General features: G+C 59.2%; 12 protein-coding genes. 2 read left to right on the top strand and 10 right to left on the bottom strand.

The features are described 5' to 3' along the window. Positions 1-263: 263 nt before the first annotated feature. From trhP to JOE09_RS13865, 7 genes are all read right to left on the bottom strand, one after another. A complete protein-coding gene (gene trhP / locus JOE09_RS13895) occupies positions 264-1,646 on the bottom strand; it encodes a prephenate-dependent tRNA uridine(34) hydroxylase TrhP (protein ID WP_205066189.1) in 1,383 nt (460 codons plus the stop codon). 120 nt (positions 1,647-1,766) lie between these two features. Then, positions 1,767-2,474, bottom strand: a complete 708-nt coding sequence (gene baeR, locus JOE09_RS13890; protein WP_205066188.1) for an envelope stress response regulator BaeR — start codon at positions 2,472-2,474, stop codon at positions 1,767-1,769. 23 nt (positions 2,475-2,497) lie between these two features. After that, positions 2,498-3,883, bottom strand: a complete 1,386-nt coding sequence (baeS, locus tag JOE09_RS13885) for an envelope stress sensor histidine kinase BaeS (protein ID WP_205066499.1) — start codon at positions 3,881-3,883, stop codon at positions 2,498-2,500. Next, positions 3,883-5,289, bottom strand: a complete 1,407-nt coding sequence (gene mdtD, locus JOE09_RS13880; RefSeq protein WP_200561178.1) for a multidrug transporter subunit MdtD — start codon at positions 5,287-5,289, stop codon at positions 3,883-3,885. Before mdtD ends, baeS begins: the two co-directional genes overlap by 1 nt. 4 nt (positions 5,290-5,293) lie before the next feature. After that, positions 5,294-8,368: a multidrug efflux RND transporter permease subunit MdtC gene (mdtC, locus tag JOE09_RS13875; RefSeq protein ID WP_205066187.1), complete on the bottom strand. Its 3,075-nt coding sequence runs from the start codon at positions 8,366-8,368 to the stop codon at positions 5,294-5,296. After that, entirely contained in the window at positions 8,365-11,484 is a 3,120-nt protein-coding gene (locus JOE09_RS13870; RefSeq protein WP_205066186.1) for an MdtB/MuxB family multidrug efflux RND transporter permease subunit, read from the bottom strand. The genes mdtC and JOE09_RS13870 overlap by 4 nt, the downstream gene beginning before the upstream one ends. Further along, positions 11,484-12,746 (bottom strand): MdtA/MuxA family multidrug efflux RND transporter periplasmic adaptor subunit, encoded by a 1,263-nt coding sequence (locus tag JOE09_RS13865; RefSeq protein WP_205066185.1) that lies wholly within the window; start codon positions 12,744-12,746, stop codon positions 11,484-11,486. The genes JOE09_RS13870 and JOE09_RS13865 overlap by 1 nt, the downstream gene beginning before the upstream one ends. Positions 12,747-12,977: 231 nt before the next feature. Between JOE09_RS13865 and JOE09_RS13860 the strand changes: the two genes are divergently transcribed. Continuing rightward, a complete protein-coding gene (locus JOE09_RS13860; RefSeq protein WP_205066184.1) occupies positions 12,978-13,940 on the top strand; it encodes an aldo/keto reductase in 963 nt (320 codons plus the stop codon). 711 nt (positions 13,941-14,651) lie between these two features. Then, positions 14,652-14,909 (top strand): hypothetical protein, encoded by a 258-nt coding sequence (locus JOE09_RS13855; RefSeq protein WP_205066183.1) that lies wholly within the window; start codon positions 14,652-14,654, stop codon positions 14,907-14,909. 82 nt (positions 14,910-14,991) lie between these two features. On the opposite strand, the gene yegD is transcribed toward JOE09_RS13855, so the two are convergent. The 3 genes from yegD to JOE09_RS13840 all read right to left on the bottom strand — a co-directional run bounded on the left by yegD (position 14,992) and on the right by JOE09_RS13840 (position 19,768). Continuing rightward, a complete protein-coding gene (gene yegD / locus JOE09_RS13850; protein ID WP_205066182.1) occupies positions 14,992-16,344 on the bottom strand; it encodes a molecular chaperone in 1,353 nt (450 codons plus the stop codon). A gap of 82 nt (positions 16,345-16,426) precedes the next feature. After that, positions 16,427-19,024: a diguanylate cyclase gene (locus JOE09_RS13845; protein WP_205066181.1), complete on the bottom strand. Its 2,598-nt coding sequence runs from the start codon at positions 19,022-19,024 to the stop codon at positions 16,427-16,429. 129 nt (positions 19,025-19,153) lie between these two features. Then, positions 19,154-19,768, bottom strand: coding sequence for a phosphatase PAP2 family protein (locus tag JOE09_RS13840; RefSeq protein WP_205066498.1), 615 nt, complete (start codon positions 19,766-19,768; stop codon positions 19,154-19,156). Positions 19,769-19,810: the final 42 nt, after the last annotated feature.

Below are 19,810 nucleotides of genomic sequence, written 5' to 3'. Positions count from 1 at the left end.
GTGGCGGATGGTTTCAAGATATAGCATATCCTGTTACAGACGGTGAACTGTGGGGTTCCAGAAGGGAATATTTTCGGAAAAAAGGACAAGAAAAAGCCCGGACGGGGGAGCCGACCGGGCCAATGAGGTGGTTCATTCCGCCCGGAGTTCAGCTTGATATCCGGACGTGCAGAGAATGCTGTTTAATGTTTGTCGTTAGGAGCCAGCGCATAATAACGGGGAACCTCCCCCGGTACTGTGATCGGATTCTAAGATCGATAACCTTATGAAACTTCTTTTGCCAGTTCTGACGCGTGCGGATTGCGGGTGGTGGTGCCTTCCAGATTACGCATCAGCAGTGCAAATTGCAGATCCATTTCTTCGGGCAGCGGCAACCACACCAGATGTCCGTTGCCCGGCGCCACCTCAATCGCCTGCGCCTTGCCGTTCTCCATCTGCGTCAGCGTGAAGTTGATATTGCCCGCGGGGGTCATCAGCTCCAGACTGTCGCCAACGCTGAATTTGTTCTTAACGTCCACCTGCGCCAGCGCGCCACGGCGCTCACCGGTAAATTCCCCAACGAACTGCTGACGATCGGACACCGAATAGCCCGCGTCGTAGCTCTGATAGCTGTCGTGCGTGTGGCGGCGCAGGAAGCCTTCGGTATAGCCGCGGTGCGCCAGTCCTTCCAGCGTTTCCAGCAGGGCAGGATCGAACGGCTTACCGGCGGCGGCATCGTCGATGGCACGGCGATAAACCTGTGCCGTGCGCGCGCAGTAGTAAAACGACTTGGTGCGGCCTTCAATTTTCAGCGAATGCACGCCCATCTGCGTCAGCCGATCCACGTGCGCCACCGCACGCAGATCCTTCGAATTCATAATGTAGGTGCCGTGCTCGTCCTCAAAAGCGGTCATATATTCGCCGGGGCGCATCGCCTCTTCGATCATAAACACCTTGTCGGTCGGCTGGCCCATGCCCAGCGTCGGTTCAACGTTCTGCACTGCAATCGGCTGCTGGCGATGGACGATGTTACCAATCGCATCCTCTTTGCCTTCTTCCACGTTGTATTCCCAGCGGCAGGCGTTGGTACAGGTTCCCTGGTTCGGATCGCGCTTGTTGATATAGCCGGAAAGCAGGCAGCGCCCTGAATAGGCCATGCACAGCGCGCCGTGGACGAAAATCTCCAGTTCAATTTCCTGCACTTTCTCACGTATTTCGCTGATTTCTTCCAGCGACAGCTCGCGCGACAGGATCACCCGCGTCAGGCCCATTTGCTGCCAGAATTTCACCGTCGCCCAGTTCACCGCGTTGGCCTGCACCGACAGATGAATATCCATCTGCGGGAAGGCCTCGCGCACCAGCATAATCAGACCGGGATCGGACATAATCAGCGCATCCGGCCCCATATCGATCACCGGCTGAAGATCGCGAATAAAGGTTTTCAGCTTGGCGTTGTGCGGGGCGATATTGACCACCACGTAAAATTTTTTGCCCTGGGCGTGGGCTTCGTTGATGCCGATCGCCAGGTTCTGGTGGTTGAATTCGTTGTTGCGCACGCGCAGGCTGTAGCGCGGCTGACCGGCGTAAACGGCGTCTGCGCCATACGCGAAGGCGTAACGCATATTTTTCAGCGTGCCGGCCGGGGAGAGGAGTTCCGGTTTAAACATGTTTTCTCAGTCTGATGTCAGGTCAGATATTGCCAGGATGGCTGCCCTTTGCGGCGTGGCGTCGCTAAGGGCAGATTTCGGTGCGGGATTGTAAGGCAGGGAAGCGGGAGATTAGTTGATCTAAATCAATCGGCAGATATCGGCTTCCCAGCGATAGCCCATGCCGTAGACTGCGCGGATAAACGGCTGGCTGGCATCCAGCGATTCCAGCTTGCGGCGCAGGTTTTTAATATGGCTGTCGATGGTGCGGTCGGTCACCACGCGGTAATCGTCGTACAGCTGGTTCAGCAGCTGTTCGCGGGAAAATACCTTGCCCGGCTCGTGGGCGAGGGTTTTCAACAGGCGGAACTCGGCGGGGGTCAGATCCAGCGGTTTATCATCCCAGCTGGCCTGGAAGCGGTTTTCATCCATGCACAGCAGCGAGGTTTGTACCGCCTCTTCTTTTGGCCGCAGGCAGCGCTTCAGAATGGTTTTCACCCGTGCCACCACTTCCCGCGGGCTGAACGGCTTGCAGATATAGTCGTCCGCGCCAATCTCCAGCCCCAGCAGGCGATCAATCTCTTCGGTTTTGGCGGTGACCATAATGACCGGCAGCTCGGAGAAGCGGCGCAGCTCGCGGCATACCGACAGGCCATCCAGCCCCGGTAGCATCAGGTCCAGCAGCATTAAATCGGGCTGATTCTGCTTTGCCCACTCCAGCGCTTCGTCGCCGCGCAGCAGGTGGTGCGTGCGATAGTTGGCCGCCTGCAGATAATCCACCAGCAGCTGGCCAAGCTTGGGTTCATCTTCCACGATTAAAATCAGCGGTGCCGGTTTTTCCTGCTCCATATCACTTCCTCAGTACGGATAAATCAGTGCGGTTTATTGGGTAAGCTTACCGTAATTTTCAGCCCCCCGGCGGAAGAATGCGCGGCGCTGAGCGTGCCGTCGTGGGCCGCAACAATATTCTGGCAGATCGCCAGCCCCAGCCCCGAGCCACCGCTGGCGCGGTTGCGTGACCCCTCGGCGCGATAGAAACGTTCAAAAATCTGTTTGAGCTGATCGTCATTCACCCCCGGCGCGCTGTCTTCAAAACGCAGCAGGTTTCCGCCGGGGCCGGACTCCAGATAAATGCTCAGGCTGCCGCCGGCGTCGGTATAGCGCAGGCTGTTTTCCATCAGGTTGGTGAACAGCTGCCCCAGCCGATCCGGATCGCCAAACTGCGGCGCGGCCTCCGGCAGCGACAGGTTAAGCCGCAGGCCCTGTTGCTCATAGCGATGGCGGAAGTTAGCGGCGACCATTTCCAGCAGCGGCACCAGATCGGTGTCGCGCTTGCGATAGGCCAGCGCGCCCTCGTCGGACAGCGACAGCTGGTGGACATCATCGACCAGCTTGGTCAGCGTGGCGACCTCGCCCTGTAGCGAAATAATCGACTCCGGCGTCAGTTTGCGCACGCCGTCCTGAATCGCCTCCAGCTCACCGCGCAGGATCGCCAGCGGGGTGCGCAGCTCGTGGGAAATATCGGCCATAAACGCACGCCGCATGCTTTCGTTCTTTTCCAGCGTGCTGGCCAGGCGGTTAAAATCCTGCGCCAGGCGGCCAAGTTCGTCGCGGCTGGTGGATTCCACCCGGCTGGTAAAATCACCGGCGGCCAGATGATGCGTGCCCTCAACCAGGCGCTTAACCGGGGCCAGCAGCCCGCGCGACATCAGCCAGGTCACCAGCGCGGCCAGCAGCATTGTCAGGCCGACGATCATCCAGCTGGTGCGGTTTTGCTGCCGGTCGAAATTAATATCCGCCACGCGAGTCAGCCGTTCTGACGGGGAACCGACCACCCAGCCGACCACTTTATTATCGCTGGTGGTAATCGCCCGGCGCGTGCCTTCCGGCGGAACCGGGCCGCGCGGACCGATCATCACGCGATAGTTCTGATCGATAACCCAGAACTGGGTACGCCAGCCGTGCGGCGGCAGCTGATTGCTGGATTCCGGGTTCTGATCCAGCGAGCGCAGAATATTAAAGACCAGCCGGTTGTTATTGCGCAGGAAGGTCCAGCTGCCGTGCTGTTCGTACTGATCGGCCAGCGCATCGCTGAGCATGGTGATCCGCTGTTCGTTGCCGCGCTTAATGTAGTCGATAAAGCCGTGCTCGAAGCTCAGGCGCACGCCCCAGTGCATGGTGATCAGCACCAGCATGCAGGTTGATAATATCGCGGCAAACAGCTTAGCGGTGATGCCGATGCGGAGGCGGGCAAAGATCATTTTTTTCTCCTGCGGGCCAGTACCGTATTCGGGGCGATCTCCGCCGGTACGCGCCAGAACACCAGCGCGGGCAGGGCGATCACCAGCGCCATACAAAGGTAAGTCCAGATAAATGCCTGATGTACCAGCGGGCTGTCCGCCACCGCCTGGTGGCCGAAGGTGCCCAGCAGCAGCCCGGCAACGGTCACGCCGATACTCATCGACAGCTGCTGCACCATCGACAGCAGGCTGTTGCCGCTGCTGGCGAGGTCATCCGGCAGCTCTTTCAGCGTCAGGGTATTCATCGCCGAAAAACGAATAGCGTTGACCATGCCCTGCAAAAACAGCACCAGCGGCAGCAGCAGATCCCAACCCAGCAGCGCGACCATCGGGAAAAGCAGCGTTACCAGCGCCAGCGCGACGGTGGAGCCCACCAGCACGTGGCGATAGCCGAAACGGTTAACGATCTGTACCACGATGCGCTTCATGCCCATATTGCCCAGTACCATCGGGATCATCATCAGCCCCGCGTGCAGGGGGCTGTATCCCATGCCGATCTGCAGGAACAGCGGCGTCATAAACGGCAGCATTCCGCTGCCGATGCGGGCGGTGAGGCTGCCGAGCAGCCCGATGGAGAACACGCGGTTATCAAACAGTTTGAGGCTGAACAGAGCGAGATCGTTGTGACGGGCGTGCAGCAGATAAAACAGCATCGCAAACACCCCGGCAAGAATAAACAGGCACAGCAGCAGCGGAGAAATGCCCAGCCCGCGCTGGCCGTCGAGCGCCAGAGTCAGCGTTGCCATCCCTACCGCCAGCAGCAGATAGCCGGTGAAGTCGAAGCGGCGGGTAACCAGCGTGAAGTTGGGGAGCAGCCGCAGGGTAGCGATAGCACCGACGATGCCCACCGGAATATTAATCAGGAAAATCCAGTGCCAGCTGGCGTACTCGACCAGCACGCCGCCCAGCGTGGGCCCCATCAGCGGGCCAATCTGCCCTGGTATCGTGACGAAGGTCATCGCTGCCATATACTGATCGCGCGGCACCAGCTTCATCACCGTCAGGCGTCCCACCGGCACCATCATCGCCCCGCCGATGCCCTGTACCACCCGCGCCATTATCAGCTGGTCCAGCGTGCCAGAAAGGGCACAGCACAGCGAACCGAGGCTGAACAGGATAATCGCGCTGAAAAACACGTTGCGCACGCCAAACCTGTCCGCCAGCCAGCCGCTGACCGGTAGCATAATTGCCACCGTCAGCACGTAGGAGACAATCACCGAATGCATATGCAGCGGGCTTTCATGCAGGCTGGCGGCCATCGACGGCAGCGCGGTGTTGACGATGGTGGTGTCCAGCGTCTGCATAAAGAAGCCGAAGGCAACGATCCACAGCTGCCAGCGAACGGAGGAAGGCGGTGAGGCGATCACATCAGGCTTCCTCAACCACAGGCTGCGGGCGCGGCTTCCGGCGTAGTTTATCCATATACAGATAAACCACCGGCGTGGTGTACAGCGTCAACAGCTGGCTCATCACCAGGCCGCCGACGATAGTGATCCCCAGCGGCTGGCGCAGTTCGGCACCGTCACCGCTGGTCAGCACCAGCGGCAGCGCGCCGAGCAGGGCGGCCAGGGTGGTCATCATAATCGGCCGGAAGCGCAGCAGGCTGGCCTGCTCAATGGCTTCTCGCGCCGTCAGCCCGCCTTTGCGCTGTGCTTCAATGGCGAAGTCCACCATCATAATGGCGTTCTTCTTCACGATGCCGATCAGCAACATAATGCCGATCAGCGCGATCAGGCTGAACGGCGCGCCGAACAGTTCCAGCGCCAGCAGCGCACCGACGCCCGCCGAGGGCAGGGTGGAGAGAATGGTCAGCGGATGAACGTAGCTCTCATACAGAATGCCCAGCACGATATACACGGTGGCGATTGCCGCAATAATCAGCCACAGCTGGCTGCTCTGTGATTTCTCAAACTCTGCCGCCGTACCGGCAAAGCTGCCGCGCACGCTGGACGGCACGCCCAGCGCGGTGACGCTGCGGTCGATGGCCGCCGAGGCCTGCGACAGCGACACGCCTTCCGGCAGGTTAAAGGAGATGGTCGAGGACGCCGACAGCCCCTCGTGGTTGACCGACAGCGGCGAGTTCGCCGGTTTCCAGCTGGCAAAGTAAGACAGCGGGATCGGTTTCCCTTCGCTGTTGATCACGTACATCTGGTTCAGCGCGCTGATGTCCTGGGTGTAGCGCGGATCGACCTCCATCACCACTTTATACTGGTTCAGCGGCTGGTAGATGGTGGAGATTTGCCGCTGGCCGAAGGCGTTGTTCAGCAGGTTGTTGACGTCGGACACGTCAATACCCAGGCTGGACATCGCCGCGCGGTCGTAGGTCAGCGCCATCTCTGCACCTTTGTCTTCCTGGTCCGAGTTGACGTCGGCCAGCTCCGGCAGTGCGGCAAAGGCGCGGCGGATTTTCGGCTCCCACTCGCGCAGGTCATCGAGGCTGTCCGACAGCAGGGAATACTGATAGCCAGCGTTGGATTCGCGCCCGCCCAGGCGCAGATCCTGCACCGCCATCAGGAACAGGTTGGCACCCGGCTCCTTCGCCAGCTTGGTACGCAGGCGGGCAATCACCTGCTGGGCGTTCTCAGTACGTTCCGACAGCGGTTTCAGCGAGATAAACATCGACCCGCTGTTAGTGCGAAAACCGCCGGTAAAGCCGACCACGCTCTCCACCGCCGGGTCGTCATGCACGATGCGCATAAAGTCCTGCAGCTTGTCGCGGATCGACTGGAAGGAGATACTCTGGTCGGCCTGAATAAAGCCCATCAGCCGCCCGGTATCCTGTTCCGGCATAAAGGTTTTTGGAATGGACACGTAAAGGTACATGGTCAGGCCGATGGTGGCGAAGAACACCAGCAGCGTCCAGCGCGCATGATTCAGCACCACCCGCAGTGAACGGCCATATCCCTGCTGCACGGCCAGCAGCACCTTGCCGAAGCCGCGAATGCGCGACTGCTGATGTTTGCGCTGCGGCTTCAGCAGCAGCCCGCACATCATCGGCGTCAGGGTGATGGAGATCAGCAGCGAGATACCGATTGCCACCGACAGCGTCACGGCAAATTCGGTAAACAGCCTGCCAATCAACCCGCCGAGCATCAGCAGCGGCAGGAACACCGCCACCAGCGAAATGCTCATCGACACCACGGTAAAGCCGACTTCGCTCACGCCCTGCAGCGCCGCCTGCACCGGTTTCATCCCGGCTTCCACATGGCGGGAAATATTCTCCAGCACCACTATCGCATCATCGACCACAAAGCCGGTGGCGACCGTCAGCGCCATCAGCGACAGGTTGTTGAGGCTGAATCCGCACAGGTACATGGCGGCAAAGGTGCCGATGAGCGAAACCGGCACCGCCACCGCCGGGATCAGCGTGGCGCGGCCGGAGCGCAGGAAGGCAAACACCACCAGAATCACCAGCCCGACGGAAATCGCCAGCGACTGCTCGACCTCATGCAGCGAGGCGCGAATTGTCGGCGAGCGGTCCTGCGCCACGTTCAGCTCAATGGATGCCGGGATAATCTTACGCAGCTCCGGCACCTCGGCACGAATGCGGTCGACGGTATCGATAATATTGGCTTCCTGCGACTTGCGGATCATCAGCAGGATCGCCGGTTTGGCGTTGGCCATTCCGGCATTGCGTACGTCCTCAACCGAATCGGTGACGTTGGCGACGTCGCTCAGCCGCACCGCCGCGCCGTTGCTGTAGTGCACGATCAGCGGTTGATACTCCGCGGCGGTTTTCAGCTCGTCGTTGGTTTTCAGCTGCCAGCGGTGGTGGTTATCTTCCACCGCGCCCTGCGGCTTGCGCACGTTGGCGTTGGCGATGGTTTCCCGCACCGCATCCAGCGACAGGCCCTGGTTAAACAGCGCCTGCGGGTTCAACTCAACGCGCACCGCGGGCAGCGAGCTGCCGCCGACCGATACATCCCCTACGCCCTCAATCTGCGCCAGCTTTTGCGCCAGCTGAGTGGAGGCATAGTCATACAGCTGGCCCTGAGAATAGGTATCCGAGGTCAGGGTCATGATCAGGATCGGCGCGTCGGACGGGTTGGCCTTGCGGTAGGTTGGCCGCGACGGCATACCGCTCGGCAGCAGGCTTTGTGCGGCGTTGATCGCGCCCTGCACGTCGCGGGCGGCACCGTTAATATCGCGGTCGTAGTCAAACACCAGAATGATGCGCGTGGAACCAAGCGAGCTGCTGGAGGACATCTCGGTCACCCCGGCAATACGCCCCAGCGCGCGCTCCAGCGGCGTTGCCACGGACGAAGCCATGGTTTCCGGCGAGGCACCGGGCAGCGAGGCGCTGATCATAATCACCGGGAAATCCACCTGCGGCAGCGGAGCCACCGGCAGCAGGCGGAAGCCCAGAATACCGGCCAGCAGGATCGCCACGGTCATCAGGATAGTGGCAACCGGGCGATGGATAAACAAGGCGAAAAATTTCACTCTGCCTCCCGGCGCGCGAAGCGCTGGCGAGTGGCGTGGGCGAGGCGGTCAAATAGCAGGTAGATCACCGGCGTGGTGAACAGCGTCAGTACCTGGCTGACGATCAGCCCGCCGACCATTGCTGTACCCAGCGGGCGGCGCAGCTCCGCACCCACGCCGGTGCTCAGCATCAGCGGCAGTGCACCGAGCAGGGCCGCCAGCGTGGTCATCAGGATCGGACGGAAGCGCAGCAGGCAGGCCTGATAAATCGCATCGTACGGCGACATGCCCTGTTCGCGCTCGGCGGCCAGCGCAAAGTCGATCATCATGATGGCGTTCTTCTTCACGATACCAATCAGCAGGATGATGCCGATAATGGCGATCACGTCCAGTTCGCTGCCGCTGATCAACAGCGCCAGCAGCGCGCCGACGCCCGCGGTGGGCAGCGTGGAGAGGATGGTGATCGGGTGAATAAAGCTCTCATAAAGAATGCCCAGCACGATGTACATCGCCACAATCGCTGCCACGATCAGCCAGACGGTGCTGGAAAGCGCCGCCTGGAAGGCGAGGGTGCTGCCCTGGAACTGGGTCATGATTTCCGCAGGCATTTCCATCGACTTCTCGGCCTGAGTGACGGCATTCACCGCCTGCTCCAGCGAGTAGCCGTCACTGACGTTAAACGAGAAAGTCGCCGACGGGAACTGGTCAAGGTGGTTGATACTCAGCGCGCCGTGGCGCTGTTCAACGCTGGCAATGGCGCTCAGCGGCACGCTGCCGCCGTCGGTGCTTTTCAGCCGCACGCTTTGCAGCGCGGCCAGCCCCGGCGTGGCGGTGGTGTCGTGCTCCAGCACCACGCGGTACTGATTTGCCTGAGTGTAGATGGTGGAGATCAGGCGCTGACCGAAGGCGTTATACAGCGCGTTGTCCACGTCGGCCATGGTAATACCCAGACGGCTGGCAGTATCGCGATCGACGCGGATATAGGCTTCCAGCCCCTGGTCCTGCCAGTCGTTGCTGACGTCCTTCAGCTCCGGCATGGTGTTCAGTTTTGCCAGCAGCTTCGGCACCCACAGGCTGAGCGAGTCGAGCGACCCGGCCTGCAGCGTAAACTGATACTGGGTGCGGCTGACCTGAGTATCAATGGTCAGATCCTGCACCGGCTGCAGCCACAGGGAGATGCCGGGGATCTGCGCAACCTGCTGTTGCAGGCGGGCAATCACCACCGGGATGCGGTCGTCGCGCTCATCCAGCGGCTTGAGGTTGATTTGCAGCCTGCCGCTATTCAGCGCCGAGTTGGTGCCGTCAACGCCGACAAACGAGGTCAGGCTCTGCACCGCCGGATCTTTCATAATCACCGAGGCCACTTCTTGCTGGCGCTGCGCCATGCTGGCGTAGGAAACGGACTGTGAGGCCTGCACGGTGCCGGAGATAATGCCGTTATCCTGCACCGGGAAGAAGCCTTTTGGGATCACCAGCCACAGCATCACGGTGATCGCCAGCGTACTTAGCGCGACACCGAGGGTGATCCACGGATGATTCAGCACCCGGCTCAGCAGGCTGCCGTAGTGGGCAATAACCTTATCAAACATCGCCTCGCTGGCGCGCGAGAAGCGGTTTTGCTTGCGCAGCGACTCCACGCTTAACATGCGCGCGCACATCATCGGCGTCAGGGTGAGTGAGACCACGGCGGATATCAGGATCGCCACCGCCAGCGTCACGGCGAATTCACGGAACAGCCTGCCGACGATATCGCCCATAAACAGCAGCGGGATCAGTACCGCAATCAGCGAGAAGGTCAGCGAGATGATGGTAAAACCTATCTCTCCGGCACCTTTGAGCGCGGCGGTTAACGGTTTTTCGCCTTTCTCAATGTAGCGCGAGATATTCTCGATCACCACGATCGCATCATCCACCACGAAGCCGGTGGCGATGGTTAACGCCATCAGCGTCAGGTTGTTGATCGAAAAGCCGCAGAAATACATCACCGCAAAGGTGCCGACCAGCGACAGCGGCACCGCCACGGCCGGAATAATGGTGGCGGGAACGTTGCGCAGGAACAGATAAATAATCATCACCACCAGCGCAATGGCCAGCAGCAGCTCAAACTGTACGTCGTTAACCGACGCGCGGATATTGGTCGTGCGGTCGGTCAGCAGCTTAACGTCCACCGATTTTGGCAGTGAGGCGGTCAGCGCAGGCAGCATCTGGCGGATGTTGTCGGCCGTATCAATAATATTGGCGCCCGGCTGGCGCTGGACGTTAAGCACGATCGCCTGCTGGCGGTTGGCCCACGCCCCCAGCCAGCTGTTTTCCGCACCCTGTTCAACGGTGGCCACATCGCCCAGCCGCACCGGCGCGCCGTTAAGGTAAGTGACGATCAGCTGGCGATAGCCTTCGGCGGTTTTGATCTGGTCGTTGGCCGACAGCGTAATGGCGCGTTCCGGACCGTCCAGGCTGCCCTTCGCCGAGTTAACGTTGGCATTGCTGATGGCGGTGCGCACCGTTTCAGTGGAAATGCCCAGCGATGCCAGCGCCTGCGCGTTCAGCTTCACTCTGACCGCCGGGCGCTGCCCGCCGGAAAGCGTGACCAGCCCGACGCCGGAAACCTGCGAGATCTTCTGCGCCACGCGGGTCTCCACCATATCCTCGACCTGAGTCATCGGCATGCTGGTGGTGGTCACGGCAAGGGTCATAATTGGCGGATCGGCCGGGTTAACCTTACTGTACACCGGCGGGTTAGGCAGATCGCTGGGCAGCAGGTTGGTGGCGGCGTTAATCGCGGCCTGCACTTCCTGCTCGGCCACGTCCAGCGGCAGCGTCAGCTGGAACTGCAACGTTACCACGGAGGCGCCGCCCGCGCTCTGCGAGGACATCTGCTTCAGGCCGGACATCTGACCAAACTGGCGCTCCAGCGGGGCGGTGACGGCAGAGGTCATCACGTCCGGGCTGGCACCGGGGTAGAGCGTCACTACCTGAATCGTGGGGTAGTCCACTTCCGGCAGTGCCGATACGGGCAGAGAACGATAACCGATGATCCCGGCCAGCAGGATCGCAATCATCAGCAGCGTGGTGGCGACCGGGCGCAGAATAAACTGGCGCGATGGTCCACCGCCGGTTGTGGAAGGCATTCCCTGCATCAGTCGCTGGCTCCCTTGGCTGGCTGTGCGCTTTTACCAGAGGTCAACGGTGTGGACTGCGGGGCGACGATTTCGACTTTTGCACCCTCGGTCAGGCGATCGATGCCGTCGGTGACGACTTTTTCACCGGCCTGCAGGCCGCTGTTAATCACCACGGTTTCGCTGTCCTGAATGCCCACGGTGACGGATTTTTTGCTGACTTTATTGTCGGCGTTGACCACCCAGACAAAGTGGCCCTCGTTACCCATTTGCAGCGCCGCTGCCGGGATCACGATGGCATCCTGTAGGGTAGCGACCTTCAGGCGGGCATTCACAAACTGATTAGGGAACAGCCGGTCATCCTCATTGCTGAAGCGGGCTTTCAGTTTAACGGTGCCGGTAGTGGTATCGATCTGGTTATCCATGCTGAGCAGCGCGCCCTGCGTCAGCAGCGTTTTATTGCTGCGGTCCCAGGCTTCGACCGGAACAGCGCCCTGTTTCTGCGCGTTAAGAATGGCGCTGATATCATTTTCCGGCAGGCTGAAGACCAGGTCGATCGGGTGCGTCTGGGTGATCACCACAATTCCATTGGTATCGCCGCTGGTGATGTAGTTGCCGATATCCACCTGCTTCAGGCCCACGCGGCCATCAATCGGTGACGTGATGCGACTGTAGGTGAGGTTGAGTTTGGCGCTGGCAACGCTGCCCTCATCAGCTTTAATGGTGCCCAGCGTTTCGCTAACCAGTGATTTCTGAGTGTCGAGGTCCTGCTGCGAAACCAGGCTGGTTTTCGCCAGCTTTTCATAGCGCGCCAGGTCGCGGCGGGCGTTGGCCAGCGTTGCCTGATCCTTCGCCAGCTGGCCTTCTGCCTGGATCAGCGCAACCTGCCACGGGCGGGGATCGATTTCGGCCAGCAGCTGTCCGGCTTTCACCTGCTGCCCTTCGGTAAAGTGCAGCGCCATCAAATCGCCGTCAACGCGGCTGCGCAGGGTGACGGTGTTGGCGGCGGTGACGGTGCCGAGGCCGGAGAGGTACTGCGGCACGCTTTTGCTTTGCGCGACAGCCGCCTGCACCGGGCTTAATTCTGCGCCCATACCGCCAGGACCGCCTGGCCCACCGGGGCCGCGCCCGCCACGGCCACGAGGATGCGCGGATTTTTCAGCTGTGTCAGGTTTTGCTCCCGGAGCATCAGCATGGCTGTGCCACCAGTACAGGCCGCCGCCAACCAGTGCGGCAAGAATAACAACCAGTGGGATAATGGGGAAACGGCGCTGTGCTTTCATTAACTCTCTTGCTCTCCGGTAGCGGGGAAATGTCCAGATGGGACGAAAAGGCGTCCACTCTTCATATTAGCTAATTATAACTTACGAAAAATGAAGGAAATAAGGATAACTGTATAGTTCTGCATTGTCTTCTGTTCACATTCTGCAAATTATTAGACAGAAAATGTCGAAGCGACAGATAGTTAGTCTGCTAAGATTGATGCCGTGCAACCCATCTACCAGGAGATTGAAATGAGTACTTCAGAACATCGCCAGCTTGGTCGTTCCGGCATTCAGGTTCCGCTACTGACCTTTGGGGGTAACGTTTTTGGCTGGACGGCCGATCAATCAACGTCCTTTTCCCTGCTGGATGCACTGGTGGAGAAAGGTCTGAATTTTATTGATACCGCCGATGTTTATTCGCGCTGGGTTCCCGGCAACGAGGGCGGCGAATCAGAAACCATCATCGGTAACTGGCTGAAGCAGAGCGGTAAACGCGACAAAATCATTCTGGCCACCAAGGTGGGGATGGATTTGGGCGACGGTAAAACCGGTCTGGCACCTAAATACATTCGCCAGGCGGTTGAAGCCTCCCTCAAACGTCTGCAAACCGATTATATCGATCTGTATCAGGCGCACCGCGATGATGAAGATACGCCATTACAGGATACGCTGGCTACCTTTGATGCATTAATTAAAGAGGGCAAGGTGCGTGCTATCGGTGCCTCAAACTACTCCGCCGACCGACTGAGTGAAGCGCTGAAAATCAGTGCGGATGCCGGTCTGGCGCGCTATGAGACGCTGCAGCCGGAATATAACCTGTACGATCGCGAAGGCTACGAAAGCGGTCTGGAAGCGGTGGTAGAGGAGCATGGGCTGGGCGTGATTAACTATTATTCGCTGGCCAGCGGCTTCCTCAGCGGTAAGTACCGCAAGCCGGAAGATGCGGCGAAGAGTGCGCGCGGGCAGGGCGTGGTGGAGAAGTATCTGAACGATCGCGGGTTGAAGATTGTGCATGCGCTGGTGCAGGTGGCCGAAGCGCATCATGCTTCACCAACGCAGGTGGCGCTGGCCTGGCAGATTGCGCGCCCGAGCATTACCGCGCCGATTGTTAGTGCGACGTCGCTGGCGCAGGTGGATGAGCTGGCGAAGGCGACTCAGTTGAAGCTGACTGATGCGGATAAGCGTTTGCTTTCTGAGGTCAGTAGTTACTGATAGGCCGGTGGCTTGGTGACCGTAAGAGGGCATAACAGCCAGACGCTTGCTGTGTTGGTTGCAGAGTCTTGTGTTGGCATGGGTTATGTTGTTTGCAGAGTTGGGAGTTTGCGCTGGCGGGTTGTGCCCCCGTTCGGGCGGTCCTCGCGCCGCTGCGCGGTCCCTTCACTTCGTTCGTCAGCCTCCCGGACCGCCACAGACGCGCGTCCTGCGCGGCTGTGACTTTTGGCCGCGTCCATGCGGCCAAATCCTGGCTTCCTCTCTGCGTTCAGCGCTGCGGATTGCCCTCTCGGGGGCACAACCCGCCTGCTCTCTGACTTTCGTGTTGCCTGAAAATAATTGGTTAAGCGGTGTTGGAGCATTTATGTGGAACTGGTGTTCTTTCATTTACGGTTAGCAGGTCTATTTTTCGCCGAATGAGTTGCCCCGTGCAGCATCAAGTTTATCTGCAAATCTGGTTATTCTTTGAAATCCAAAAGCGATGAAATAATTAAAGGGGACAGACTCTGCTGCTGCGTAAGGGCATCCGCAGCGCTATGGCGTAACCGAGGGCACCGCACCGCGGCGCGAGGACCGCCCTGGAGCAGCAGCAGAGGCTGCCTCCAGACACCTATTATCCAGCGCCCCGCACGGCAACGCGTTGATGGGACTCGCGGCTTTGAGGTATCATCACCGCCCTGTACATGTTCCCACCGCCGTGAGGCAAACCGTATGAACAAGAAAAAGATATTTATCGTCTACCTGCCGGTCAGCCTGGTGTTCTTTATGATCCTGCCAGGAGCCATCCTGCGTGATATGCCGCCAGAGCGCTTTGCCTCGTTCAGCCATATCACCAGCCTTGGTGGCGTGCTTAACCCAATCGTCTCCGTGCTGCTCTTCCTGGCGATCGTCTCGGTGATCCTGGCAATGATTGCCGTTCCGCTGATTGGCCGCTGTGCCCGCGCAATCATTAATCGACGTAAAGCCTAAACCTCGATTTCTTCCGTGAGATGCCGGGTCACCATCACCCGGCCTGAAGGACAACAGCCGGGTGAAGAAACTGAGGCGGCCCTTAGCGGAACATCACTTGCGCCCAGCGCGCCAGCCCCGCCGTAACTGAACCGAAATCATCGCCGCTGGTCAGCGGGATATCCGGCAGCTGACGCTGCAATGCCTGGCGCAGAACAGGTGATTTCGCGCTGCCGCCGGTCAGATAAATCACGTCGGGCTTCGTGCCGCTGGTCTCCAGCGCCAGCGCAACCTGCTCCTGAATCCGCTCAAGAGGCTGGTTAATCGCCGCCTGGAGCGCCGCCACGCTGATATCCGTTGCCAGCCCGTCGTCGATAAAATCTAATCCCGCCAGCGTCTGTGGCCGATCGGAAAGCGCAATCTTGCTCTCTTCCGCCGCACGCACCAGACGATAGCTCAGGCGCTGGCGCCAGACTTTCAGCAGGCGCTTCACCTTCTCCGGCTCGCGCGCATCGCGGATCAGATCCTGTAGCAGCTTGTTGCTGGCCGCGGCATAGAAATCACTCTGTGCCGGAACGTCGTTAATCGCCACCGCATTCCACCACGGCAGGGCAGGCAGGCCCATTCCTTTCACGGTTTCACCACCCAGACCCAGCAGTGGCATCAGCTCCTTAAAGGCCAGCATAATATCCAGATCGTTACCGCCTACGCGGCAACCGCTGTGACCCAGCAGGCTGTCGCTACGATCGGATTTATCGTGCCACTGCGGCCCCATCAGCAGCATCGAGCAGTCGGTGGTTCCGCCGCCGATGTCTACGACCAGTACGCGGCTTTCCTTGCTCAGCGTGGCTTCAAAGTCCAGACCGGCGGCTACCGGCTCGAACTGGAAAATCACATCGCTAAAACCGGCACGGCTGGCCGCGCGGGCCAGAATGCCTTCCGCCTGCTGGTTGGCGTCTTCGCCGCCCAGCCCCTGGAAGTTGACCGGGCGGCCAATCACCGCCTGGGTCACGCTGTCGTTCAGCGAGCTTTCCGCCGACTGACGAATATGCAGCATCATTGCGCAGACCAGGTCCTCAAACAGCGCGACCTGCTGCGGCTTCAGGCCGCTGGCACCAAGGAACGATTTCGGTGATTTTACAAACCACACCTCTTCCGGATCGTCCATATACTGGGCCAGCGAGGCCAGGCCGAACTTCACACTGGCCGGTGTGACTTCAATATCTTCTTCGCGGTTGAAAGCGACGGCGCGGCGCAGCAGCGCCTGGCTCTCAGCGTGCGGCGTAGGGACCTGATGATGGCGGAACAGCCATTCACTGACGGCTTCACGGGTTGGCGCACACAGCATTGAGGGTAAATAGGGGGAACCCTGCTCTAATGGCAGCATTTTTGGCTGGCCCTGGTCCATGATGGCGACCGAGCAGTTGGCCGTACCGTAGTCGAAACCGATAAACATCGTTCTCTCCGCTGAGTGGGGAAAAAAAGGGGGCGACTTTAGCCTGGCCGTGTCGGCAGAGCAAGGGGGTATAGTGGTTTTATTAACGGGGAGGGAGGGCGATGCCAGGTGCCGGAGGCAGGTCGTTATCCGTTGCTTCGCCGTAAACCGCAATCTTGCCCCGACCGCTGTTTTTGGCCTGATAGCAGGCGATATCGGCCTGTGTCATCACTTCAACCGCGTTGCTGCTGCTGTCAAAAATGGTCAGCCCGGCGCTGGCTCCAACAGAGAACTCGTGACCTTTCCACAGGAATTGATATTGACTGATGGTGGCGACCAGGCGACTGGCAATCTCGCTGGCGTCCTCCAGCGAACATTCCGGCAGCAGCATGCCAAATTCATCGCCGCCAAGACGGGCGAGGAAGTCGCTGCCGCGCAGCTGGCGCATCATCAGCGTCGACAGCTCACGCAGCAGTGCATCCCCGGCGGCGTGGCCGGCGCTGTCATTTACCGCCTTAAAGCGGTCCAGGTCGACGAAGGCCAGCACGTGATGCATGCGCTGATTTTCCTGCGGCATCAGCAACACTTTCAAACGCTGCTCAAAGCTGGCACGGTTCGGCAGGCGGGTAAGCATGTCGTGAGAGGCGCTGTAGCGCAGGCGTTTAAATATTTCCCGCGACTCGCTGACGTCCTGGATAACCATGACGCTACCGATATTGTCGCCTTCCTGGGTGCTCAGCGGCGACAGGCTGTAGTTGATGGCAAACACCTCGCCGGCGCGATTGTGCAGGACGAGATCCTGGTCCGGGGAGTCAGCGGGTTTGGTATTTTTCGGCAGGGCGCAGCTGAGGACGATCTCTTGTTCTGGCCCTTCACCGCCGTGGGTGATCTGCAAGATTTCGGCGATGGGCTTGCCCACCGCGTGGTGCTGAGGCCAGCCGGTCATTTTTTCCGCCACCGGATTCATAAAGATCACCTGCATCTCTTCATCGGTGCTGATCACCGCTTCATCAATGGCATCCAGCGTGATGTGCATGCGCTCCCTTTCCTGATCGAGGGCGTCGGTCAGCTGGCGAAATGCGGTGACATCCTGATTAATCCCTAACATACGCGAAGACTGGCCGGGTTCACCCGCTACCATATTGCCCTGGCAGCGGATGTAGCGGATACCCGAGCTGGTTTCAATACGGTACTCAACGTCAATCGGTGAGGTGTTTTTCACCGCGTCATCAAGCAAGGCCATCACCTTTTTTCGATCGGCGGGAAGCAGGCAGTTTATCCAGCTCTGCTGAGTTATCGTTGCGTTTTCCGGCAGATGGTAGAGCTGAAACATACGCCGATCCCAGGTCATTTCCCCGGTGATTGGATGCCATTCCCATACGCCGATTCCGGCAGCATCATTGGCCAGGGTAATGCGCTCCATCAGTTGCTGATTGACCTTCTCGGTTTGCTTAAGCCCGGTTATATCCTCTATTTGCGATATGAAATAGAGTGGCTGCTGTTCGCTATCGCGCACCAGAGAAACGGCCAGAAGCGCCCAGACGGTTTGGCCGTCGCTGCGAAGATAGCGCTTTTCCATACTGTAGCTGGCGATCTCTCCGGCCAGCAGGGCATTCATCTGTATTAAATCGGCATTCAGATCGTCGGGATGGCTAAGCTGCTGGAAGGTCATTCCTTCAAGTTCATCCTGGCGATAGCCAAGCAGGCGGCACAGCGATTTATTGACCTGCAGCCACTGACCGCCGGGTGCCACCAGCGCCATGCCGATCGCCGAATATTCCATCGCATGACGAAAGCGGGTTTCACTCTCCGAGATATGCTTGCGCTCTTCGCGGAACGAGTGCATCACCAGGGTCATTAAATGGCTGGGCACCAGCGCCAGCAGGAAGGGTAGCCAGGGAACCGAGACCAGCAACGGTGCGCTGATAAAGTCCTGCGGGATCAGGTTCAGCGCCAGCATCAATGAGATCATCGATACCGTCACAAGATAAACGATGAACGCGGCCAGCCGCGGCAAACGCACGGCGCTGTAAAACAGAATGACAATCACGAAGGCAAACGACCATGGCAGAAAGCGCAGGGCCAGCCAGCTAAGAGTAAGGGTGACCAGCAGGGTGAGTACCGTTTCGATCAGCACCCGATGCTTCATCAGCGAGTCGCGCTGCCACAGCAGTGCAACCGGACCGAGCGCCAGCATACCGATGACCTCTGAAGCAACCCATGTTGAGAAAAACTGCGTCAGTGAAGCGGCGGGGATATTCAGCAGCGCGCTGGCCAGCATCGCGCCCAGAAGCGGGGTAAACAGGCCAACTGCCAGCATCATTCTGGCCCAGCTGTACAGCGTATTCAGCGGAGCATGATGATCCAACAGCAGGCGAAGCATTACGCCCCCCATCAGTGCCTGGGCCAGATTAATCAATGGAAATTTCAGGTTGGACAAGCTGGGACCGAGGATAATGGCATTCGCGCAGATCACCCCTACCATGCAGCCGCTTAGCAGCAGCGGCAGGTGACGTACAGGATTGCGAAATACCACGATGGTCATCAGCGCAGTGGAAAACCACAGCGGTGAGATCTGGCCGCTGATTTTAATCAACTCAAGGCAGTAAAGGGTGGATGCCAGGCTCAGTAAACCCAGCAGCAGGCTGTTCAGCCACTGCGTCCGGCTATGTTGTACATTGGCTAACGTTTCTGAGGCCATCCACACTTATCCAGCACGGCGCCAGGCAGCGGCGCAATCTTTATCTCTAAAGCCATGCTAGCACAAGAAACCCAGGTTGAAGTGGATGGCACAAAAAACCTGCGAGAAATGCCCCAGATTAAGTTGAGTTTATTGCTTGATTTTTAACAGATCCGCGCGCGTCCACGGGTGTTCGATGCCGGCAATTTGTGCAGACAGCTTTTGCAGAAACTGCTGAGTGGTGGCAACACGTCCGTTACTGAAAAGAAGGACGGGCACCAGCAGCGCGATGCACAGCTGCGCCAGTGAAAAACCCCTTGGCCGAACGGTACGCTGGCTGAGCAAAAAGGCGGTGCTAAGCGTAAAGCCCAGAACCAGACCGGCAATCACCTCGCTCACTGAATGAGCATTGAGTTCCAGGCGCGATATCCCAACGATAACCGGGATAAGATAACCCGCGATCAGCACAACGCGCCGCCATATTACGGAAAGGCGGCCGCTCAGCAGCCAGAGCATTACTGGCCACAGGGTGGCGGACATGGCACTGTGGCCGCTGAAGCCGGTGAAGTTAAAGCGCACGCTGCCAATCCCAAAGCCGAGGAAGGCGATTTTTGACAGGCTGACCACCAGTCCCGCACAGCCGAACGCCAGCAGCCAGAACCAGACGGCGCGTTTGTCGTCGTTTTTCCAGCGCAGCAGGAAGGCGATGATGACCGCAGTCGGCAGTAACAGCATGCTGTCACCGAAATAGGTCAAAAGATGCATTATGTGATCTGGCACGCTGTTTCCTTGAGGCTTTTTTGCTTG

Origin of the sequence: Pantoea coffeiphila, from assembly GCF_016909495.1 — a bacterium.
Classification (GTDB): domain Bacteria; phylum Pseudomonadota; class Gammaproteobacteria; order Enterobacterales; family Enterobacteriaceae; genus Erwinia; species Erwinia coffeiphila.
This window is presented reverse-complemented; position numbering and strand designations above follow the sequence as displayed.

Bases quoted from the DNA above. Each gene is read 5' to 3' on its own strand.
- trhP (WP_205066189.1), bottom strand. From the start codon at position 1,646: ATGTTTAAACCGGAACTCCTCTCCCCGGCCGGCACGCTGAAAAATATG.
- baeR (WP_205066188.1), bottom strand. From the start codon at position 2,474: ATGGAGCAGGAAAAACCGGCACCGCTGATTTTAATCGTGGAAGATGAA.
- JOE09_RS13870 (WP_205066186.1), bottom strand. From the start codon at position 11,484: ATGCAGGGAATGCCTTCCACAACCGGCGGTGGACCATCGCGCCAGTTT.
- JOE09_RS13865 (WP_205066185.1), bottom strand. From the start codon at position 12,746: ATGAAAGCACAGCGCCGTTTCCCCATTATCCCACTGGTTGTTATTCTT.
- JOE09_RS13860 (WP_205066184.1), top strand. From the start codon at position 12,978: ATGAGTACTTCAGAACATCGCCAGCTTGGTCGTTCCGGCATTCAGGTT.
- JOE09_RS13855 (WP_205066183.1), top strand. From the start codon at position 14,652: ATGAACAAGAAAAAGATATTTATCGTCTACCTGCCGGTCAGCCTGGTG.
- yegD (WP_205066182.1), bottom strand. From the start codon at position 16,344: ATGTTTATCGGTTTCGACTACGGTACGGCCAACTGCTCGGTCGCCATC.
- JOE09_RS13845 (WP_205066181.1), bottom strand. From the start codon at position 19,024: ATGGCCTCAGAAACGTTAGCCAATGTACAACATAGCCGGACGCAGTGG.
- JOE09_RS13840 (WP_205066498.1), bottom strand. From the start codon at position 19,768: ATGCATCTTTTGACCTATTTCGGTGACAGCATGCTGTTACTGCCGACT.